The organism is Pseudomonas triticicola, from assembly GCF_019145375.1.
Classification (GTDB): Bacteria; Pseudomonadota; Gammaproteobacteria; order Pseudomonadales; family Pseudomonadaceae; genus Aquipseudomonas; species Aquipseudomonas triticicola.
In genome coordinates, this window is record NZ_JAHSTX010000001.1 from 1,406,515 (window position 1) to 1,427,904 (window position 21,390).

At 61.3% G+C, this 21,390-nt stretch carries 13 protein-coding genes; 12 read left to right on the top strand and 1 reads right to left on the bottom strand.

What is annotated here, in order from left to right:
- Nucleotides 1-15 precede the first annotated feature (15 nt).
- From KVG85_RS06395 to KVG85_RS06450, 12 genes are all read left to right on the top strand, one after another.
- On the top strand, nt 16-1,422 hold the full coding sequence (locus tag KVG85_RS06395; RefSeq protein ID WP_217863310.1) for an NAD(P)/FAD-dependent oxidoreductase: 1,407 nt from the start codon (nt 16-18) through the stop codon (nt 1,420-1,422).
- A 31-nt stretch (nt 1,423-1,453) separates the two neighbouring features.
- Nucleotides 1,454-1,798, top strand: a complete 345-nt coding sequence (locus KVG85_RS06400) for a cupin domain-containing protein (protein ID WP_217863311.1) — start codon at nt 1,454-1,456, stop codon at nt 1,796-1,798.
- Between the two features lie 55 nt (nt 1,799-1,853).
- Nucleotides 1,854-2,939 (top strand): polyamine ABC transporter substrate-binding protein, encoded by a 1,086-nt coding sequence (locus KVG85_RS06405; RefSeq protein WP_217863312.1) that lies wholly within the window; start codon nt 1,854-1,856, stop codon nt 2,937-2,939.
- Between the two features lie 460 nt (nt 2,940-3,399).
- The gene (locus tag KVG85_RS06410; RefSeq protein WP_217863313.1) at nt 3,400-4,845 is read left to right on the top strand and encodes a serralysin family metalloprotease; all 1,446 of its coding nucleotides are present in this window, start codon (nt 3,400-3,402) and stop codon (nt 4,843-4,845) included.
- 168 nt (nt 4,846-5,013) lie between these two features.
- Nucleotides 5,014-5,364, top strand: coding sequence for an AprI/Inh family metalloprotease inhibitor (locus tag KVG85_RS06415; RefSeq protein WP_437182177.1), 351 nt, complete (start codon nt 5,014-5,016; stop codon nt 5,362-5,364).
- 202 nt (nt 5,365-5,566) lie between these two features.
- Entirely contained in the window at nt 5,567-7,342 is a 1,776-nt protein-coding gene (locus KVG85_RS06420) for a type I secretion system permease/ATPase (RefSeq protein WP_217863315.1), read from the top strand.
- Nucleotides 7,339-8,688: an HlyD family type I secretion periplasmic adaptor subunit gene (locus tag KVG85_RS06425; protein ID WP_217863316.1), complete on the top strand. Its 1,350-nt coding sequence runs from the start codon at nt 7,339-7,341 to the stop codon at nt 8,686-8,688. Before KVG85_RS06420 ends, KVG85_RS06425 begins: the two co-directional genes overlap by 4 nt.
- Nucleotides 8,689-8,690: 2 nt before the next feature.
- Nucleotides 8,691-10,061 carry a TolC family outer membrane protein gene (locus tag KVG85_RS06430; protein ID WP_024013060.1) on the top strand — a complete coding sequence of 457 codons (1,371 nt, stop codon included), beginning with the start codon at nt 8,691-8,693 and terminating at the stop codon, nt 10,059-10,061.
- Nucleotides 10,062-10,782: 721 nt separating this feature from the next.
- The gene (gene eprS / locus KVG85_RS06435; RefSeq protein WP_217863317.1) at nt 10,783-13,734 is read left to right on the top strand and encodes an autotransporter serine peptidase EprS; all 2,952 of its coding nucleotides are present in this window, start codon (nt 10,783-10,785) and stop codon (nt 13,732-13,734) included.
- Between the two features lie 238 nt (nt 13,735-13,972).
- Nucleotides 13,973-17,050 (top strand): autotransporter serine protease, encoded by a 3,078-nt coding sequence (locus KVG85_RS06440; protein WP_217863318.1) that lies wholly within the window; start codon nt 13,973-13,975, stop codon nt 17,048-17,050.
- Nucleotides 17,051-17,108: 58 nt separating this feature from the next.
- Nucleotides 17,109-18,794 carry a polyurethane esterase gene (locus KVG85_RS06445; protein ID WP_217863319.1) on the top strand — a complete coding sequence of 562 codons (1,686 nt, stop codon included), beginning with the start codon at nt 17,109-17,111 and terminating at the stop codon, nt 18,792-18,794.
- 232 nt (nt 18,795-19,026) lie between these two features.
- Nucleotides 19,027-20,880: a polyurethane esterase gene (locus tag KVG85_RS06450; protein ID WP_217864942.1), complete on the top strand. Its 1,854-nt coding sequence runs from the start codon at nt 19,027-19,029 to the stop codon at nt 20,878-20,880.
- Between the two features lie 148 nt (nt 20,881-21,028).
- On the opposite strand, the gene KVG85_RS06455 is transcribed toward KVG85_RS06450, so the two are convergent.
- Entirely contained in the window at nt 21,029-21,253 is a 225-nt protein-coding gene (locus tag KVG85_RS06455; RefSeq protein ID WP_016774830.1) for a YgdI/YgdR family lipoprotein, read from the bottom strand.
- Nucleotides 21,254-21,390 lie beyond the last annotated feature (137 nt).

The window sequence follows — 21,390 nt, forward strand, 5'->3', positions numbered from 1 at the left end:
GTGGCGGAGTCTGGCATGTCGGCGTGGCGCACGATCAGTTTGTGGATGGATCAGCTCGATGAGCCGCTGCTGGCGCGACCTGCGTTGGAGCGGGACCTGGACGTCGACGTGGCGATCATCGGCGCCGGTTACACCGGTCTGTGGACGGCGTACTACCTGAAAAAACAGGCGCCCGGCCTGGATATCGCCATCATCGAGGCGCAAACCGCCGGATTCGGTGCGTCCGGGCGTAATGGCGGCTGGCTGATGGGCAACCTGCTCGGCGAGGATCGCCTGTTGGCCGGGATGTCGCCAGAGCAGCGCCGCGCCTCATTCGACCTGCTGCACAGCATTCCCGATGAGGTAGAGATCGTCCTCGAACGCGAAGACATCGACTGCGATTACCGCAAGGGCGGGGTGCTTTACTGTGCTGCGCGCTATCCGGAACAGGAGACCGTCCTGCGCGAATACCTGAGCAAGCTGCACGCCCAAGGCCTGACCGACAACGATTACCGCTGGCTCAGCCCCGAGCAACTGGCCCAACAGATCCGTGTGGCCAAGCCCTACGGCGGCATCTTCGCTCCCCATGTCGCGACCATTCACCCGGCGAAACTGGTCCGTGGCCTGGCGCGGACCGTGCAGAACATGGGCGTGAAGATTTACGAGAACAGCCCGGTCACCCACTGGCAATCCGGCAGTTTGCGCACCGCCAAGGCCAGCGTGCGCAGCCGTTGGATCGTCCCGGCCGTGGAAGGCTATTCGGTGACGTTGCCGCCGCTGGGCCGTTATCAGTTGCCGGTGCAAAGTCTGATTGTCGCCACCGAGCCGCTGTCCGCTGCGACCTGGGACGAAATCGGCCTCAATCGCGGCCAGGCGTTCAGTGAATTCAGCCGCCAGGTCACCTATGGCCAGCGCAGTGCCGACAACCGCCTGATTTTCGGCGCCCGTGGCGGATATCAGTTCGCCGGCAAGCTGCGCCAAGACTTCAACCTCACACGCGATGAGGTCGAATTGCGCCGCTATCTGTTCGGTGAACTGTTCCCGCAACTGAAAAGCGTACAGATCACCCACGCCTGGGGCGGCAACCTTGGCATGTCGCGGCATTTCAAACCGCACATGCTCTGCGACCGCGCCAACGGCATCGCATTGTCTGGCGGTTATGGCGGCGAGGGCGTCGGTGCCAGCAATCTCGGCGGCCGGACCCTGGCCGATCTGATTCTTGAGCGCGACAGCGAGCTGACCCAGCAACCGTGGGTCCTGCCTGACGGTGGCATTCATGCGCTGCGTGCCTGGGAGCCAGAGCCATGCCGCTGGCTCGGCTACAACGCGATCATCAAAAGTTTCGTGCACGAAGACCAGACCCTGGCCAATCCCGCGACCGCGCCCTGGCGGCGCAAGCTCGCCAGCCGGGTCGCCGGGTTCATGGAAGGTTTCATGCACTGAACGCCGTTTCCCTCAATAAACAGGTCACGCCATGAGCATCACCCAATTCAAGAACACCGCCACGCTTGAGCTCGAAGAATCCAACCCGGTCGCCGTGCCCCTCGGCGAGCCCGTCGCCATTGCCTCGACCACCAGTGTCGAGCGCGACGACGGTGTCGAAACCGGCGTCTGGGAGTGCACGCCGGGGCGCTGGCGGCGGCAGATCACCGCGCAGGAGTTCTGCCATTTCATTTCCGGGCGCTGCACCTTCACCCCCGACGGTGGCGGCGAAACCCTGCACATACAAGGCGGCGACGCACTGATGTTGCCAGCCAACACGCTCGGGATCTGGGATGTCCAGGAAACCGTGCGCAAGAGCTACGTGCTGATTTTCTGATTGTTCGATCCTTTGATTGCCTGCCAACAAAAAAAGCCCATACAGGAATCGCCCCATGATCCAGAAAACCCTCGCATTGGCGCCGCTGCTGCTGGCCGCTTCCGTCAGTCACGCGGCCGAGACGGTCAAGGTCTACAACTGGTCCGACTACATCGCCCCGGACACCACGAAGAATTTCCAGAAAGACACGGGCATTGGCGTCACCTATGACGTCTACGACAGCAACGAAACCCTCGACGGCAAGTTGATGACCGGCAAGTCCGGTTACGACGTGGTTTTTCCGTCGAACCACTTCATGGCGCGGCAGATTCAGGGTGGGGCGCTGAAGACACTCGACAAGAGTCAGTTGCCGAACTGGAAGAACCTCAACCCGGCGCTGCTCAAGGCCTTACAGACCAATGACCCGAACAACGAGCACGGCTTTCCGTACCTGTGGGGCAGCACCGGCATCGGCTACAACATCGCCAAGGTCAAAGCGGTATTGGGCGACGATGCGCCGGTGGATTCCTGGGATCTGATCTTCAAGCCCGAGTACATGGAAAAATTGCAGAAGTGCGGCGTGGCGATCCTCGACAACGGCCCGGAACTGCTCCCGGCGGCGCTCAACTACCTGGGCCTGCCGCACCACAGCAAGAATCCCGAAGACTACAAGAAGGCCGAAGCGCTGCTGATGAAAGTGCGGCCCTACGTCAGCTACTTCCATTCCTCCAAGTACACCAGTGATTTGGCCAACGGCGACATCTGCGTAGCAGTAGGCTTTTCCGGCGACATCCTGCAAGCGGAGAACCGCGCCAAGGAAGCGAAGAACGGCGTCGAGATCGGTTATGCGATTCCCAAGGAAGGCGCGGCGATCTGGTTCGATATGGTCGCCATGCCCGCCGACGCACCGGACGAAAAGGCCGGCTACGCCTTCATGAATTACCTGCTGCGCCCCGATGTCATGGCCGGCATCACCAATTACGTGCATTACGCCAATGGCAACGAACAAGCCGACAAACTGATCGACCCGGCGATCAAGAACGACACCAAGGTTTACCCGAGCCCGGAAATGATGGGCAAGCTGTTTGCGCTGGAAGCGATGCCGCTGAATATCGACCGGATTCGTACGCGGGTGTGGAACAAGATTCGTACCGGTAGCTGAGTTTCAGGCCAGTATACAAGACTCCTGTGGGAGCGAGCCTGCTCGCGAAGCGGTTTGTCATTCGACACTTATGTTGAGTGGCTTGGCGTCTTCGCGAGCAGGCTCGCTCCCACATTCGTTATTCGATGGATCAGAATAGTTGATATCAAAGCACTGGCACCGCTGACTGAAAGTGTGACTCGCCCAACAAATCCAAACTTACCGATATTTAATATTTAAATAGAAAATCGTCAGACAATTTCCACCCTCATCGCAACTAAAAACAATCTTTTCTCCCCGCACGCTTTGTTTACGGCAGTTTCCTGATACCACCAAATTGGATCGCAAAAAAACTCTTTACGACGGATTTCCAATTGTGTCAGGTTCGTTACGCCTTCATTGGGCGAGTGATAGGACGATCTCGCCAAAGATCGTCCTGTCGGACAAAAACTGTTCCATTGCTAAACAAGGAAGTGTGTTTATGTCGAAAGTTAAAACCAATGCTGTTGATTCCGCCGAACAGGCTTTCCAGCTGGCTGCATTCAGCTCGGCGTACAACCAGATCAATAGCTTCAGCCATCAGTACGACCGCGGCGGCAACCTCACGGTCAATGGCAAACCCTCGTACACCGTCGACCAGGCGGCTACGCAATTGCTGCGTGACGGCGCTGCCTACCAGGACAAGGACGGCAGCGGCAAGATCGAACTGACCTACACGTTCCTGACCTCGGCCTCGAACAGCACGATGAACAAGCACGGCATCAGCGGGTTCAGTCAGTTCAGCGCGCAGCAGCAGGCGCAGGCCAAGCTCGCCATGCAGTCCTGGGCCGACGTGGCCAATGTCACCTTCACTGAGAGAGCCTCGGGCGGCGACGGGCACATGACCTTCGGTAACTACAGCGGTGGCCAGGATGGCGCTGCGGCGTTTGCCTATCTGCCGGGGACCGGCGCCGGTTATGACGGCACCTCGTGGTACTTGATCAACAGCGGTTACACGCAGAACAAGAACCCGGATCTGAACAACTACGGTCGTCAGACCCTGACCCACGAAATCGGCCATACCCTGGGCCTTGCTCACCCTGGCGACTACAACGCCGGCAATGGCAACCCGACCTACAACGATGCGACTTATGGCCAGGACACCCGTGGCTACAGCGTCATGAGTTACTGGAGCGAGAGCAACACCAACCAGAACTTCAGCAAGGGCGGCGTCGAAGCCTATTCGTCCGGCCCGCTGATGGATGACATCGCCGCGATTCAGAAGCTCTACGGCGCCAACACCAGCACCCGTACTGGTGATACCACCTACGGCTTCAATTCCAATGCTGGCCGCGATTTCCTCAGCGCTTCGTCGTCGAGCGACAAAGTGGTGTTCTCGGTCTGGGATGCCGGCGGCAAGGACACCCTGGACTTCTCCGGTTTCACCCAAAACCAGAAGATCAACCTCAATGATGCTTCGTTCTCCGACGTTGGCGGCCTGGTCGGCAACGTGTCGATTGCCAAGGGCGCGATCATCGAGAACGCGATTGGTGGTTCGGGCAGCGATCTGTTGATCGGCAACGGTGTGGCCAACGAACTGAAGGGCGGTGCCGGCAACGACATCCTGTACGGCGCTGGTGGTGCTGACAAACTGTGGGGCGGTTCTGGTTCGGACACTTTCGTGTTCGCCGCCAGCTCGGACTCCAAGCCGGGTGCGATCGACCAGATCCTCGATTTCGTCAGCGGTCTGGACAAAATCGACCTGACCGGGATCACCAACGGCGCGGGCCTGCACTTCGTCAACAGCTTCACCGGTTCTGCCGGTGATGCCGTGTTGACCTCGTCGGGCGGCAATAGCCTGTTGTCGGTGGATTTCTCCGGGCATGGCGTGGCTGACTTTATCGTCAGCACCGTTGGCCAGGCAGCGACCAGCGACATCGTCGCGTGATGTGAAGGGAAAGCGGCGCCCTGGCGTCGCTTTCTTCACTTGCATCGGTAGGCATCGTACGCAACGCTAAAGGCTGGAGCGAAATTTCCCATGACCTACAGAGCTTTTACCTACACGGCATCGGCGTGGCTTTCAGCGGCGCTCGTTACGATTTCAGGAGCAACAGTGATGGCAAGCAGCCTCAGACTTGAAGAATCCTCCGTGTTTGCCGGGAAGTGGCAGGCAACACTGTCCAGCACACTCGATGACCTGCGAGCGCAAAAGCTCCAGGACAAGGCATCGAATACTTGTACCGTCGAACTGCTCGCCAACAAGACCGTTGGCCAGGGCGCAGACTGTCTGGGTGCGTGGCTCGAGCAAGCCCCGATCGGCTGGTTTCCTGATCCTGACGGCTTGTCGATCACCGGTAACGAAGGCTCAAGAATCCAGTTTTTCAGCCGACAACGTGACGGGTTATATCTGGCGACTTTGAAGTCCGGGCTGATCGTCACGCTGGAACGTACGGCGCCCAATAACTGATCTGCCTTTTACAAACCAATATAGCTATAGCGATTCGTCGCATGGTTATAAGCAAGGTAAATAAAATCAACTGCGCCGCATTAATCCGCGCTAGTTGTTATGAAAGTGTAAATGGGCACCACGGAAGTGTATTCCGGGATGGTCGCTTAATTAATTGAAGTCGCGCCTCTCCAGGGCGATGAATACTGTTCAGGAAGAATCAATGAAGATGGCGAAGGCCCCAGCCACCGCTCCGTTAATCAAGGCACTGGGTGACTACAAGAGCATCTTGATCAGCGTCGGGTGTTTTACCGCGCTGATCAACGTGTTGATGCTGGTGCCGTCCATCTACATGCTGCAAGTTTACGACCGGGTGCTGTCATCGCAGAACGAAACTACTCTGGCAATGCTGTCGCTGATGGTGGTCGGCTTCTTCGCCTTTATCGGCCTGCTGGAAGTGATCCGCAGCTTTATCGTCATCCGCATCGGCAGCCAGTTGGAGCGCCGCTTCAATCTGCGCGTCTACCAGGCCGCATTCGAGCGCAATCTGTTCAAGGGCGAAGGCAACGCCGGGCAGTCGCTGGGCGACCTGACCCACATTCGCCAGTTCGTTACCGGCCCGGCGCTGTTCGCCTTCTTCGATGCGCCGTGGTTTCCGGTCTATCTGTTTGTCATCTATTTGTTCAATGTCTGGCTCGGCGTGCTGGCTACGGCGGGCGCGCTGTTGTTGATCGCTCTGGCCTGCCTCAACGAATACATGACCAAAAAGCCCCTCGGCGAGGCCGCCGGTTTTTCCCAGCAGTCCAGCCAGTTGGCCACCAGCCACTTGCACAACGCCGAAACCATTCAGGCGATGGGCATGCTCGGCTCGCTGCGCAAGCGCTGGTTCGGGGTGCATTCGCGCTTTCTCGGCTTGCAGAACCAGGCCAGCGACACCGGCGCGGTGATCAGTTCGCTGAGCAAGACCCTGCGCCTGTGCCTGCAATCCCTGGTGCTGGGCCTGGGCGCGTTGCTGGTGATCAAGGGCGACATGACTGCGGGGATGATGATCGCCGGTTCGATCCTGATGGGCCGCGTGCTGAGCCCGATCGATCAACTGATCGCCGTTTGGAAGCAGTGGAGCGGGGCGAAGCTGGCTTACCGCCGTCTCGATGCGCTGTTGCAGGCGTTTCCGCCCAGCGACGAGGCGATGGCACTGCCGGCACCGAAAGGCCAGATCACCTTCGAACAAGTCAGCGCCGGCCCGCCCGGGCAGCGTGCAGCCACTTTGCACATGGTCAATTTCAATCTGAGTGCTGGTGAAGTGCTGGGTGTGCTCGGCGCTTCCGGTTCCGGCAAATCGACGCTGGCTCGAGTGCTGGTCGGCGTGTGGCCGGTTCTGGGCGGCACCGTGCGCCTCGACGGCGCCGATATTCATCGCTGGAACCGCGATCAGCTTGGTCCTTACATCGGTTATCTGCCGCAAGACATCGAGCTGTTCAGCGGTTCCATCGCCGAGAACATTGCGCGTTTCAGTGAAGCCGATCCGCAAAAAGTCGTAGCCGCCGCGCAACAGGCCGGCGTCCACGAAATGATCCTGCGCTTGCCGCAGGGCTACGACACCAAACTGGGCGAGGACGGCAGCGGCTTGTCCGGCGGCCAGAAGCAACGCGTGGCCCTGGCTCGCGCCCTGTACGGCACGCCGAGTCTGGTGGTGCTCGATGAGCCCAATTCCAACCTCGACACCGTCGGCGAAGCGGCACTGGCCAGCGCCATCGCACAACTCAAGGCGCAAGGCACGACGGTGATTCTGGTCACCCATCGTTCATCGGTATTGGCTCAGGCTGACAAATTGCTCGTGCTCAACGATGGTCGTTTGCAGGCGTTCGGCCCGAGTCAGGATGTGCTCAAGGCACTTTCCGGTCAGCAGGAACAGCAACGCGAAAAAGCCGCACAAGCACCGGGCGGGCTCAGCATGAGCCGGCAGTATCAGCCCACGACAAGGAATTCGGGTGTATGAGCAGCGCCAGCATGAACACTGAAAACGAAGCGAACATGGAACACGCCTACCTCACCGAGCGCCCGGAACGCGATGCAAAATTCTTCGCGCGCATGGGCTGGATCCTGGCCATCGTCGGCGCTGGCAGTTTCTTCACCTGGGCGGCACTGGCGCCGCTGGATCAGGGCATTCCGGTGCAGGGCACCGTGGTGGTGTCGGGCAAACGCAAGGCTGTGCAGTCGATGAGCAGCGGCGTGGTCAGCCGGATTCTGGTGCGCGAAGGCCAGATCGTGAAGCAGGGCCAGCCACTGTTCCGCCTCGATCAGACGCAGGTCGCCGCCGATGTGCAATCGCTGCAGGCGCAGTACCGCATGGCCTGGGCCAGCCTCGCGCGCTGGCAGGCCGAGCGCGACAACCTCAAACAAGTGACCTTTCCGCCTGAATTGAGCAACGACCCGGACCCGCGCCTGGCGCTGGTGCTGGAAGGCCAGCGGCAACTGTTTAGCAGCCGCCGCGAAGCGTTCTCCCGGGAACAAGCGGCACTGCGCGCCAACATCGAAGGCGCCACCGCACAACTGGCCGGAATGCGCCGCGCCCGCAGCGACCTCAATGCCCAGGCCAGTTCCTTGCAGCAACAGTTGAGCAACCTGCAACCGCTGGCCGACAACGGCTACATCCCGCGCAACCGCTTGATGGATTACCAGCGGCAACTGTCGCAAGTGCAGCAACAACTGGCAGAAAACACCGGCGAAAGCGGCCGTGTGGAGCAGGGCATCCTTGAATCGCGCCTGAAGTTGCAGCAGCACGGCGAGGAATACCAGAAGGAAGTGCGCACGCAACTGGCCGATGCGCAGCTGAAAAGCGTGACGCTGTCCGAACAGCTGACCTCCGCCGGTTTCGACCTGCAACACAGCGAGATCCTCGCCACCGCCGATGGCGTGGCGGTCAACCTCGGTGTGCACACCGAAGGCGCCGTGGTGCGTCAGGGCGAAACCCTGCTGGAGATCGTTCCGCAAGGCACCACCCTGGAAGTCGAAGGGCACTTGCCGATCAACCTGATCGACAAGGTCGGCACGCATTTGCCGGTGGACATTCTGTTTACCGCGTTCAACCAGAGCAAAACCCCGCGCGTGCCCGGCGAAGTCAGCCTGATCTCCGCTGACCAGATGGTTGATGAGAAAACTGGCGTGCCGTATTACGTGTTACGCAGCAGCGTCAGCGATCAGGCGATGGAAAAGCTCAACGGCCTGGTGATCAAGCCCGGCATGCCGGCGGAAATGTTCGTGCGCACCGGTGAGCGTTCACTCCTCAACTACTTGTTCAAACCGCTGCTTGATCGCGCCGGTTCTGCGTTGACCGAGGAATAAGGATGTTCGGCTGTATGAAAAAGCTTTGCATGCTGGGGGCCGCAATGACGCTGCTCGCGAGTCACTCGGCAGTCGCGGCCATGGGGCCATTCGAGATTTACGAACAGGCGTTGCGCAACGATCCGGTGTTCCTCGGTGCAATCAAGGAACGCGATGCCGGCCTGGAAAACCGCGTGATCGGCCGCGCTGGGCTGCTGCCACGGATCGGCTACACCTACAACAAGGGCCGCAACTCGTCCAAGGCGACGTCTCTGGATGATCGTGCGCGTAATCGCACAGATGAGCGCAACTACAACAGTTACGGCTCGGCGCTCACGGTGCAGCAACCACTGCTCGATTACGAGGCTTATGCGGCGTATCGCAAAGGCGTGGCCCAGTCGTTGTTCGCCGACGAAGCGTTTCGCGGCAAGAGTCAGGAACTGTTGGTGCGCGTGCTGGATAACTACACCAAAGCCTTGTTCGCCCAGGACCAGATCGACATCGCCCAGGCGAAGAAGAAGGCCTACGAGCAACAGTTCCAGCAGAACGAACACATGTTCAAGCAGGGCGAGGGCACGCGCACCGATATTCTCGAAGCCGAGTCGCGCTATGAGCTGGCGACTGCCGAGGAGATCGAAGCGCGCAACGAGCAGGATGCCGCCTTGCGCGAGCTGGGCGCGCTGGTGGGCGTGCCGGCGGTGGACATCGGCGATCTGGCGCCGCTTGGTCAGCAATTTCAGACCTTCACCCTGCAACCGGCCAACTTCGACACCTGGCATGAATTGGCGATCAGCAACAACCCGAACCTCGCTTCGCAGCGTCAGGCCGTGGAAGTGGCGCGCTATGAAGTCGAGCGCAACCGCGCCGGGCATCTGCCGAAAGTCAGTGCTTATGCCTCGATGCGCGACAACGAGTCCGAAAGCGGCAACACCTATAACCAGCGCTACGAAACCAACACCATCGGCCTGGAAGTCAGCGTGCCGCTGTACGCCGGCGGCGGGGTGTCGGCCTCCACACGGCAGGCCAGCCGCACCATGGAGCAGGCCGAATACGAGCTGGATGGCAAAACCCGCGAAACCTTGATCGAACTGCGCCGCCAGTTCAGCGCCTGCCTGTCCGGAGTGAGCAAGTTGCGCGCTTATCAGAAGGCCTTGAAGTCGGCCGAGGCGCTGGTGGTCTCGACCCGACAAAGCATTCTGGGTGGCGAACGGACTAATCTCGACGCATTGAACGCCGAGCAGCAACTGTTCACCACCCGCCGCGACCTTGCCCAGGCGCGCTACGACTACCTGATGGCCTGGACCAAATTGCATTACTACGCCGGGACGCTGAATGAGCAGGATCTGGCGCGGGTGGACGAAGCATTTGTGGTCGCGCAACAGCCCTCACCCTAACCCTCTCCCAGAGGGAGAGGGGACCGATCCGGGGAGATTGGCGAGATGCACCGACTTGAACGAGCTGTGCTGAATCCGTAATCGACTGGTTTTCTCAGGTCGCTGAATGACTGAAGACAATACGGTCGGCTCCCTCTTCCTCTGGGAGAGGGCTGGGGTGAGGGGAACGGGCGACACCGCAGGATCTGAGGGTTTGCACCGAGACGTTAATGAGCAGGTTCTGGCGCGGGTGGACGAAGCATTTGTGGTCGCGCAACAGCCCTCACCCTAACCCTCTCCCAGGGGGAGAGGGGACCGATCCGGGGAGATTGGCGAGATGCACCGACTTGAACGAGCTGTGCTGAATCCGTAATCGACTGGTTTTCTCAGGTCGCTGAATGACTGAAGACAACACGGTCGGCTCCCTCTCCCTGGGGAGAGGGCTGGGGTGAGGGGAACGGGCGACACCGCAGGATCTGAGGGTTTGCACCGAGACGTTAATGAGCAGGTTCTGGCGCGGGTGGACGAAGCATTTGTGGTCGCGCAACAGCCCTCACCCTGACCCTCTCCCAGAAGGAGAGGGGACCGCGATAGCTGCATCGACGTGAACGACCGAGCCGGACGCAGGTTTTGACATCAACACAAATCGGCTCCCTCTCCTCGGGGAGAGGGCTGGGGTGAGGGGAACGGGCGACACCGCAATTCAGCCCTGAACAAAACAACAAAAACGAGAGTGATGAACATGGACGTACGCATCAAGCCGATCTCGGTCGGTACCCTGTTGCTTGTGATTTCTGCAAACCAGGCTCAGGCCCAATACCTCGAACCCGGCCAGCCCGGCAATCCGGCCAGTTGGCGCAGCGCCGAGTTCCTGCGTGACTGGGGTCTGCAACGCATGCAGGCCGATCAGGCCTACGCAGCCGGCATCACCGGCAAGGGCATAAAAATCGGCGCGCTCGATTCCGGTTTCGATGCCGCCCATCCCGAATTCTCCGCCGATCGCTATCACCCGGTAACCGCCAGCGGCAGCTACGTCGACGGCTCAGCGTTCAACGTCGACGGCACGCTCAACCCGAACAACGATTCCCACGGCACCCACGTGGTCGGCACCATGGGCGCAACCCGGGACGGCAGCGGCATGCATGGGGTGGCGTACAACGCGCAAATCTACGTCGGCAACACCAACAAGAACGACAGTTTCCTCTTCGGCCCCGGCCCTGATCCGCGCTATTTCAAAGCGGTCTACGAAAGCCTCGCCGACGTCGGCGTGCGAGCGATCAATAACAGCTGGGGCAGTCAGCCGCCGGATGTCAGCTATCGCACCCTGGCGGATCTGCACGCCGCCTACGCGCAGCACTGGAACAAGGGCACCTGGCTCGACGCCGCTGCCGACGTTTCCCGACGCGGTGTGATCAATGTGTTCAGCGCTGGCAACAGCGGCTACCCGAACGCCAGCGTGCGCTCAGCGCTGCCGTACTTTCAGCCGGATCTGGAAGGCCACTGGCTGGCGGTGTCCGGGCTCGATCAGAGCAACCAGCAGAAGTACAACCAGTGCGGGATCGCCAAGTACTGGTGCATCACCACGCCGGGGGCGAAGATCGACAGCACCATTCCCGGCGGCGCTTATGCGATCAAGTCCGGCACCTCGATGGCGGCGCCGCACGCGACCGGCGCCCTGGCGCTGGTGATGGAACGCTATCCATACATGAACAACCAGCAGGCGCTCGAGGTGCTGCTGACCACCGCCACGCAACTCGATGGCTCGGTCACTGACGCGCCGACCGAGCGCGTCGGCTGGGGCGTCGCCAACCTCAACCGAGCGATGCGCGGGCCGGGGCAATTGCTCGGTGCGTTCGATGCCAATCTGGGGGCAGGGCAGCGCGATGTCTGGAGCAATGACATCTCCGACAAGGCGCTGCTCCAGCGCCAGCGCGAAGACCTCGCCGAGCACAGCGTCTGGCAGCAAACCCTGCAGGACAAAGGCTGGCAGAACGGAGTTCCGGCCGGCGCCAGTCAGCAGGACCAGACCGATTACGCCGTCGGCATGCTCCGTGATGCGGCAGCGGCGAACCGGGTGTACGAGGGCAGCCTGATCAAGTCCGGCGCCGGGCAATTGCTGCTCAGCGGCGCCAACACCTATCGCGGCCCGACCACCGTCAACGGCGGTCTGCTGACGGTCAACGGTTCGCTGGCGTCAGCGGTCACCGTCAACAACAGCGGCACCCTCGGCGGCTCCGGACGCATCGGCGCGTTGACCGCCAACAGCGGCGGCCGGGTCGCACCGGGCAACTCCATCGGCACCTTGAACGTCGCTGGTGATGTGACACTCGCCCCCGGCTCGACTTACGCCGTCGAGCTATCGCCCACCAGCAGCGACCGCATCGTCGCCGGCGGCACGGCAACCGTCAGCGGCGCCAGCGTCAGCCTGGCGCTGGAAAACAGCCCGACCTTGCTCAGCAGCGCCGAAGCGCAAAGCCTGCTCGGTCGCCAGTACAACATCCTGCAAGCGTCCGGCGGCGTGCAGGGGCAGTTCGCTGCGGTGGTGCCGAACTACCTGTTCATCGGCGGCGCCCTCGACTACGCCGCAAGCGGCATCCAGCTGAATATCCAACGCAACGCGACCAGCTTCGCCAGCGTCGGGCAAACGCCGAACCAGCGTTCGGTGGCGGCGGCAGTCGAAGGTCTGGGCGCCGGCAATTCAGTTTACGAAAGCGTGCTTCGTGCACCCACTCAAGCCTCGGCGCAGCAAGCCTTCCAGCAACTGAGCGGCGAGATTTATCCAGCGCTGGGGACAATGCTGATCAACGACAGCCGCCAGTTGCGTGATGCGCTCGGCGAGCGGCTGCACGATGAATCGGCGACCCGCAGCAACGGCTGGATCAAAGCCCTCGGGGCTTGGGGCAGCACCGATTCCAGTCACGACACGGCCGGCTACAACACTTCGATCGGCGGTCTGCTGGCCGGTGTCGACGGCGCGCTGGACGAGCAGACCCGCATCGGTCTGGTCACCGGTTATAGCGACAGCTCCTTGAGCATGGGCTCGGGCACGCATTCCTCGGCGAAAGTCGACAGCTACCACCTCGGTGCTTACGCCGGGCACGACCTCGGCGCGTGGCGCTTGAGCACTGGCGCGGCCTACAGCTGGCATCGCGGCGACGTAAAGCGCGATCTGCAATACGACGGCGTCAGCGCCAAGCAGAAAGCCAAGCTTGATGCGACCACCACCCAAATCTTCGCCGAGGCGGCGTATCGCTTGCAGCTGCAAGCGCTGGCGCTGGAACCGTTCGCCAACCTGACCTACCTGCATCTCGACACCGAAGGCTTTACCGAGAAGGGCGATGCCGCGGCGTTGAAAAGCTCCGGCGATCAGCGCGATGCGGTGCTCAGCACCTTGGGCATGCGGGCGAGCAAAACCTTCAACCTTTCCAGCCAGCAAGCGCTGGACGTCAGCGCCCGTCTCGGCTGGCAGCACAGCCTCAGCGATATCGAATCGGAGCAGCATCTGCGTTTTGCCAGCGGCGGCACGCCGTACTCAGTGGAGAGTTCGGCGCTGGTGCGTGATGTCGCACTGGTCGGGGTGCAGGCCAGTCTGGCGTTGAGCGAAGACGTGCGGGTCAACCTCGATTACAACGGCCAACTGGCCAGCCGCGAGAAGCTGCATGGCGTAGGGCTGAGCCTGAACTGGCAGTTCTGATTGCATGTGTTTGAGCCACCGTGGCGAGGGGATTTATCCCCGCTCGACTGCGCAGCAGTCGCAAAACCTGTGTTTACGTAGGTTGGAAAAATTGCTGGGGGGTCGCTTCGCAACCCAACGGGGATGAATCCCCTCGCCACAGGTGCGGTTTGTCATTGGCTACAGCGGACAAAGGTGCCTCTCGCCACAGCTATTGAAGCAACCGGATTTTTCGCAACATCACTAAGGAAGGTCGTGGATGGATAACAACAATACCCCCGCGCAAACGGGTGGCCGCTTTGCCCTGAAAACCCTGACAGTCGCCATGCTCTGTGCCAGTGCGATGGCACAGGCAGCGCCTTACGTTGAGAACGGCCGCAACGGCGATCCGTCGAGCTGGCGCAGCAATGAATTCAAGGCCGACTGGGGCCTGGGCGCGATCGGCGCGGATTACGCCTACGCCGCCGGCTACACCGGCAAAGGCGTGAAACTGGGCATCTTCGATCAGCCGGTCTACGCCGCGCATCCGGAGTTCTCTGGCAGTAACAAAGTCGTCACTCTGGTCACCAGCGGCATCCGCGAATACACCGACCCGTATATCCCGGTGAAAGCCGGCGACGCGTTTCGCTATGACGGTTCGCCCTCGGTCGGCTCCGATGGCAAGCTTGGCGCCCATGGCACCCACGTCGGCGGTATCGCGGCGGGCAGTCGCGACGGCGGGGTGATGCACGGCGTTGCGTTCGGAGCGCAGATCATCAGCGCCGACAACGGCGACCCAGGTCCCGAAGATGGCATCGTGCGTGGCAACGACGGCGCGGTGTACAAGGCCGGTTGGGATGCGCTGATCGCCAGCGGTGCGCGGATCATCAACAATAGCTGGGGCATCGGCATCACCGATCGCTTCGACCTCGGCGGCCGCGATCCGGCGTATCCGCACTTCACCGTCAACGACGCGCAGTTGCAGTTCAACGAAATCCGCACGCTGCTCGGCACCAAACCCGGCGGCGCCTACGACGGCGCGATTGCCGCCGCACGCAGCGGCATCGTCACTATTTTTGCCGCCGGCAACGACTACAACCTGAACAACCCGGATGCCATCGCCGGCCTCGGCTATTTCGTCCCGGACATCGCGCCGAACTGGATCACCGTCGCCGCATTGCAGCAGAACCCGGACACCGCCAGCGCCAATCCGTACGTGATCAGCACCTTCTCCTCGCGCTGCGGCTATACGGCGAGTTATTGCGTCTCGGCGCCGGGCACCAAGATCTACAGCTCGATCATCGAAGGCACTAACGCCGACAACTTGACCACCGGCTACAAAAACTACAACGGCACCTCGATGGCCGCGCCGCACGTGGCCGGTTCCATCGCGGTGCTGATGGAACGCTTCCCGTATATGTCCGGTGATCAGGTCGCCAGCGTGTTGCGCACCACTGCGACCGACCTCGGCGCACCGGGCATCGACGCCTTGTACGGGTGGGGCATGATCAACCTGCGCAAGGCCATCGATGGCCCGGCGATGTTCGTCACCGAGCAGGACATTCCCGAGGAATTCCGCGTGCAGGGCGCTTACGGCTCCGGCCAGTTCGTGGCTGACTTGCCGGGCATCGGCGCGATCATCGATCAGGGCAAACCGACCGAGCGGGTGTGCAGCGACATCACGTGCGGCCTCGACACTTGGCGCAACGACATCGGCGGCCACGGCGGTCTGACCAAGCAAGGCATCGGCACCCTGGTGCTGACCGGCAACAACACTTACAGCGGCCCGACCCTGGTCAATCAGGGCCGTCTGGCCATCAACGGTTCGCTGCAATCGGCGGTCACCGTCAACAACGGCGGCATCTTCGGCGGCAATGGCCGCATCGGCGCGCTGGCGGTGAACAGCGGCGGTACGGTGGCACCGGGCAATTCCATTGGCACCCTGAATGTGGCGGGGGACGTGACCTTCGCGCCGGGTTCGACCTACGCTGTAGAGCTGTCGCCAACCAGCAGCGATCAGATCGTCGCGGGCGGCAAAGCCGTCATCGACGGCGCCACGGTGAGCCTGTCACTGGAAAACAGCCCGACCCTGCTCAGCACCGGCGAAGTGCAAAGCCTGCTCGGCACTCGCTACAACATTCTGCAAGCGGCGGGTGGCATTGAAGGGCGTTTCGGTCAGGTCTTGCCGAATTACGCCTTCCTTGGCGGCACTCTGGATTATTCGGCGGGCGGCATTCAACTGGCGGTCGGGCGCAATGAGGCATCGTTCGCCAGCGTCGGTCTGACGCCGAACCAGCGCGCCGTCGGTGCGGCTGCCGAACGTTTGGGTGCGGGCAATTCGCTGTTCGAAACCCTGTTGCTGTCGCCCAACGCGGCGTCGGCGCAGCAGGCCTTTCAACAGTTGTCCGGCGAGATTCACCCGGCCATAGGCACGCTGCTGATCAACGACAGCCGCTACCTGCGCGAAGCCGTCGGCGAACGCCTGCGTGAGCGTGATCTGTTCAACGCCGATGCGCCGACTGATGAGCGCAGCAACGTCTGGGTCAAGGTGCTGGGATCGTGGGGTGAAAGCGATGGCGGCCATGACAATGCCGATTCCAACAGCTCCATCGGCGGGCTGCTGGCTGGCGTCGACGGTCTGATTGCTGAAGATACCCGTCTCGGTTTCGTCACTGGTTACAGCGACAGCTCGTTGAGCATGGGCAGCGGCACGCATTCGTCGGCCTCGGTCGACAGCTACCACTTGGGTGCGTATCTGGGCCATGAAATCGACGCGTTGCGCCTGACGGTCGGCGGCGCCTACAGCTGGCATCGCATCGATGTGAAACGTGATCTGCAGTTCGGCGACGTCAGCGGCAAACAGAAAACCAAACGTGACGCGACCACCGCGCAACTGTTCACCGAGGCCGCGTACGATCTGGGCCTGCAACCGATGAATCTGGAGCCGTTCGCCAATCTGTCCTACGTGCACCTCAACACCGACAGCTTCACCGAGAAGGGTGACGCTGCCGCACTGAAGGGTGGTGAGGACAACCGCGACGTGGTGCTGTCGACCCTCGGCGTGCGCGCCAAGCGCAGCTTCGCCTTGTCGGATAAGCATCAGCTGGAACTGGGCGCCAGCCTCGGCTGGCAGCACAACCTGAGCAGCGTCGATGCCGACAGCCATCTGGCCTTCGCCAATGGCAACAGCGCGTTCACCGTGCAGAGCGTGTCGATGGATCGTGACGCTGCCGTGGTCGGCGTGCGCGCCGGGCTGGCACTCAATCGCGACGTGCGGGTCAACCTCGACTACAACGGCCTGATCGGCTCGAACGAGAAGGATCACGGCGTCGGGCTGACCCTTGACTGGCAGTTCTGAGGCGTAACCGGCAGCGCTTCGCGGGCTGCCGGTTTTTCAAGGAAAAGGAGCGCTGCACATGGGATTGTTCGATTACAAAAATGCCGACGGCAAGGGGCTTTACAGCGATGCCATCGCGCTGACGCTGTATGCCTACACGCCCACCGGCAAACCATTGCCGGCCACCGCGTGGGCACCGGTCACAGCGACGGCGCTGGGCTATCAGGGCAACGTCGGCGCGCAAGGCACATTCTTCGGTGAACAGGACGGTTTCACCAGCGCCGAGGCCGAAGTGCTCGGCAAGTATGACGCTGCGGGCAAACTGATCGGCCTTGGCATTGCCTTTCGCGGCACCGGCGGACTGGGTTACAGCGACACTTTCGGCGATCTGAAAAACAATCTGCTGGCAGCGGTCGGGCCATCGGATTACGCCAGCAGCTATGCGAAAAACGCCTTCGACAATCTCCTCAAGGCCGTCGCCGCTTTCGCGATCACCAACGGTATTGCCGCCAAGGATGTGTTGATCAGCGGCCATAGCCTCGGCGGGCTTGGGGTTAATAGTGTTGCTGAATTGAGCGCGGACAACTGGGGTGGCTTTTACAAGGATGCCAGTTACATCGCCTTCGCCTCGCCGACCCAGAGTTCCGGCAGCCAGGTGCTCAATATCGGTTTCGAAAACGATCCGGTGTTCCGTGTGCTAGATGGCACCACGTTCAGCACGGCGTCGATGGGCAAGCACGACAAGCCCCACGAATCGACCACTGACAACCTGGTCAACTTCACCGACAACTACGCCTCCACGGCGCAGAACCTGGTGCCGTTCAGCATCGCCAACCCGCTGAACTGGTCGGCGCACAGTTCCCTGGGCTACGCCGATGGCTTGAATCGGGTGATCGATTCGGCGTTCTACAACCTGACCGAGCGCGACTCGACAATCATCGTCGCCAATCTCGACGAGGCATCGCGGAGCAAGACCTGGGTCGAGGACCTGGGCCGCAGCGGCGAGCTGCACAGCGGCAGCACCTTCATCATTGGCACGCAGAGCAGTGACTGGCTCAAGGGCGGGGCGGGTAACGACTTTCTTGAAGGACTGGGCGGCGACGACCGTTTTCGTGATGACGGCGGCTACAACGTCATTTTCGGCGGGCAGGGCCATAACACCTTCGAACTGCAGAAACCGTTGCAGAACTTCAGCTTCGCCAACGACGGCGACGGCACGCTGTACGTGCTCGACGCCTACGGCGGCATCAGCCTGACCCGTGACATCGGCGCGCTGGTCAGCAAAGAAGCCGGTTCGTGGTGGGGCAGCAAGGAGATCACTTGGGGCGTCACCGCCAAGGGTTTGAGCAACGGCAGCGAACTGACCCCGTACAACCATTCGCTCAGCGGTGATGGTTATGGCAATGCCTTGCATGCCACGGCCGACGGCGACTGGCTGTTCGGCTTTGGTGGCGATGATCAACTGATCAGTGACAAGGCGCAGGTGACTTTCGTCGGTGGCGCCGGCAACGACGTAATGACGGCGGTGGGTGGCGGCAACACCTTCCTGTTCAGCGGCGCGTTCGGTTTCGATGCGATCAACGGTTATCAGGGCAGCGACAAACTGCTGTTCATGGGCGTAGAGGGCGCAGGGCAGGGGTATGACTACAAACAGCATGCCGCGCAGTCAGGTGCCGATACCGTGCTGAAGATTGGCGATTATGCCGTGACGCTGATTGGTGTCGGCGTGGCTAACCTGACGGATTCGAGTTTCGTCTTTGCCTGATTCCGAAGTTGCAGGAGATCTCATTGTGGGAGCGAGCCTGCTCGCGAAAGCGCTGGTTCAGGCGATTGTGATGTTGATTGTGCTAACGCCTTCGCGAGCAGGCTCGCTCCCACAGGTACGGCGTACACATGACATTTGAGGGACCGTTAAACGACAAATGAAATGCTCCAGAGCCCCGCGCTCTGGCTGTGAGCTATCTCTGACAATTCCAACAACAAGAGAGGCAATGGCAATGGGTGTATACGACTACAAGAACTTCGGCACAGCCGATTCCGCGGCGCTGTTCAGCGATGCCATGGCGATCACGCTGTATTCCTATCACAACCTCGATAACGGCTTCGCCGCCGGTTACCAGCACAACGGCTTCGGCCTCGGTCTGCCGGCGACGCTGGTTACCGCGCTGATTGGCGGCACCGATTCGCAAGGGGTGATCCCCGGTATCCCGTGGAATCCCGATTCGGAAAAACTCGCCCTCGAGGCCGTGCAAAAGTCCGGCTGGACGCCGATCAGCGCCGCGCAATTGGGCTATGAAGGCAAGACCGACGCACGCGGGACGTTCTTCGGCGAGAAGGCCGGCTACACCAGCGCGCAAGTGGAAATCCTCGGCAAGTACGACGCCCAGGGTCACCTCGTCGAACTGGGGATCGCCTTTCGCGGCACCAGTGGCCCGCGCGAAATCCTCATCGGTGATTCGATTGGCGACGTGATCAACGATCTGCTCGCCGCGTTCGGCCCGGCCGATTACGCAAAAAACTACGTCGGCGAAGCCTTCGGCAATCTGCTCAACGATGTCGTCGCATTCGCCCGGGCCAACGGCCTCAGCGGCAAGGACGTGCTGGTCAGCGGTCATAGCCTGGGCGGCCTGGCGGTGAACAGCATGGCTGACTTGAGCGCTGGCAAGTGGGGCGGTTTCTTCGCCGACTCCAACTACATTGCCTACGCCTCGCCGACTCAGAGCAGCACCGACAAGGTGCTTAATATTGGCTACGAAAACGACCCGGTGTTTCGTGCCCTCGACGGTTCGACCTTCAGCAGCGCTTCGGTGGGCGTGCACGACGCGCCGCATGCCCCGACCACCGACAACATCGTCAGCTTCAACGATCACTACGCCTCGAACGCCTGGAACGTGCTGCCGTATTCGATCCTGAATATCCCGACGTGGATTTCGCACCTGCCCACTGGCTACGGCGACGGCATGACCCGCGTGCTGGAATCGAAGTTCTACGACCTGACCAGCCGCGACTCGACGATCATCGTCGCCAACCTGTCGGACCCGGCGCGGGCCAACACTTGGGTGCAGGACCTCAACCGCAACGCCGAAACCCACAAGGGCAGCACGTTCATCATCGGCAGTGACGGCGACGACCTGATCCAGGGCGGCAGCGGTAACGACTATCTGGAAGGCCGCGCCGGCAATGACAGCTTCCGCGACAGCGGCGGCTACAACATCATTCTGGGCGGGCAGGGCAGCAACACCCTCGACTTGCAGCAGACGGTGAAGCACTTCGATTTCGCCAACGACGGCGCTGGCAACCTGTACATCCGCGATGCCAACGGCGGGATCAGCATCACCCGTGACATTGGCAGCATTGTCAGCAAAGAGCCGGGTTTTCTCTGGGGCGTGTTCAAGGACGACGTGCTGCACAGCGTCACGGCCACCGGGTTGAAAGTCGGCAGTAACCTCACCGCTTATGAATCGAGCGTTAGAGGAACGGCCGCCGCTGACACACTGAAGGCGCATGCCGGCGGTGACTGGCTGTTCGGGCTGGAGGGCAATGATCATTTGCTCGGCGGTGCGGGCAATGACGTGTTTGTCGGTGGTGCTGGCAATGACCTGCTGGAATCGGGCGGCGGGGCGGATACGTTTCTGTTCCACGGCGCGTTCGGCCAGGATCGTGTGGTTGGCTATACGGCCGATGACAAACTGGTGTTTCTTGGCGTGCAGGGCGTGTTGCCGGGGGATGATTTCCGTGCCCATGCGTCGGCGGTCGGGCAGGATACCGTGCTGACGTTTGGTGGGGATTCGGTGACGTTGGTGGGGGTGGCGCTGGGGAGCTTGAGTGCCGACGGGATTGTTATCGCCTGAGGTTGATGCGGGGCCTGTGCCGGCCCCTTCGCGAGCAGGCTCGCTCCCACACTGGATCTGTGTCGTTCACAAATCCCTACCAGGAGCTGCCGAAGGCTGCGATGTGATCGTTCCCACGCGGAGCATGGGAACGATCATTCAGGCCAAGTCAGTCTTCCTTGCGCACGGTCGCGACTTCATCCGCGCGAACCTTGACCTTGGCGCCGGAAATATCCTCGAACTCATAGAAACCGTCCTCGGTCTCGGTCTTCGGCATGTCCTCGGTCAGGTACTGGGTGCCGTTCTGCAACGTCACCACGGTCTGGGTCGAACAGCCCCCCAGCGCCAACAGGGCGGCGACCGCTACAGGAATGCCCAGCATCTTGATTTTCATACCCACCTCTGACTCCTTGCTTGAATGTGATTGCGGGCATTGTCGGCCCTGTAACGCGGTTGGTGCCAGCAGCGGCGGAAAAGTTCGATGGCGGCGCGAAAAAATGCCATTGATCTTTTTCCGTTTGCGCCGGGCAG

Coding starts and splice junctions, on each gene's coding strand:
- KVG85_RS06395 (WP_217863310.1), top strand. CDS start 16: ATGTCGGCGTGGCGCACGATCAGTTTGTGGATGGATCAGCTCGATGAG.
- KVG85_RS06400 (WP_217863311.1), top strand. CDS start 1,454: ATGAGCATCACCCAATTCAAGAACACCGCCACGCTTGAGCTCGAAGAA.
- KVG85_RS06405 (WP_217863312.1), top strand. CDS start 1,854: ATGATCCAGAAAACCCTCGCATTGGCGCCGCTGCTGCTGGCCGCTTCC.
- KVG85_RS06410 (WP_217863313.1), top strand. CDS start 3,400: ATGTCGAAAGTTAAAACCAATGCTGTTGATTCCGCCGAACAGGCTTTC.
- KVG85_RS06415 (WP_437182177.1), top strand. CDS start 5,014: ATGGCAAGCAGCCTCAGACTTGAAGAATCCTCCGTGTTTGCCGGGAAG.
- KVG85_RS06420 (WP_217863315.1), top strand. CDS start 5,567: ATGAAGATGGCGAAGGCCCCAGCCACCGCTCCGTTAATCAAGGCACTG.
- KVG85_RS06425 (WP_217863316.1), top strand. CDS start 7,339: ATGAGCAGCGCCAGCATGAACACTGAAAACGAAGCGAACATGGAACAC.
- KVG85_RS06430 (WP_024013060.1), top strand. CDS start 8,691: ATGTTCGGCTGTATGAAAAAGCTTTGCATGCTGGGGGCCGCAATGACG.
- eprS (WP_217863317.1), top strand. CDS start 10,783: ATGGACGTACGCATCAAGCCGATCTCGGTCGGTACCCTGTTGCTTGTG.
- KVG85_RS06440 (WP_217863318.1), top strand. CDS start 13,973: ATGGATAACAACAATACCCCCGCGCAAACGGGTGGCCGCTTTGCCCTG.
- KVG85_RS06445 (WP_217863319.1), top strand. CDS start 17,109: ATGGGATTGTTCGATTACAAAAATGCCGACGGCAAGGGGCTTTACAGC.
- KVG85_RS06450 (WP_217864942.1), top strand. CDS start 19,027: ATGGGTGTATACGACTACAAGAACTTCGGCACAGCCGATTCCGCGGCG.
- KVG85_RS06455 (WP_016774830.1), bottom strand. CDS start 21,253: ATGAAAATCAAGATGCTGGGCATTCCTGTAGCGGTCGCCGCCCTGTTG.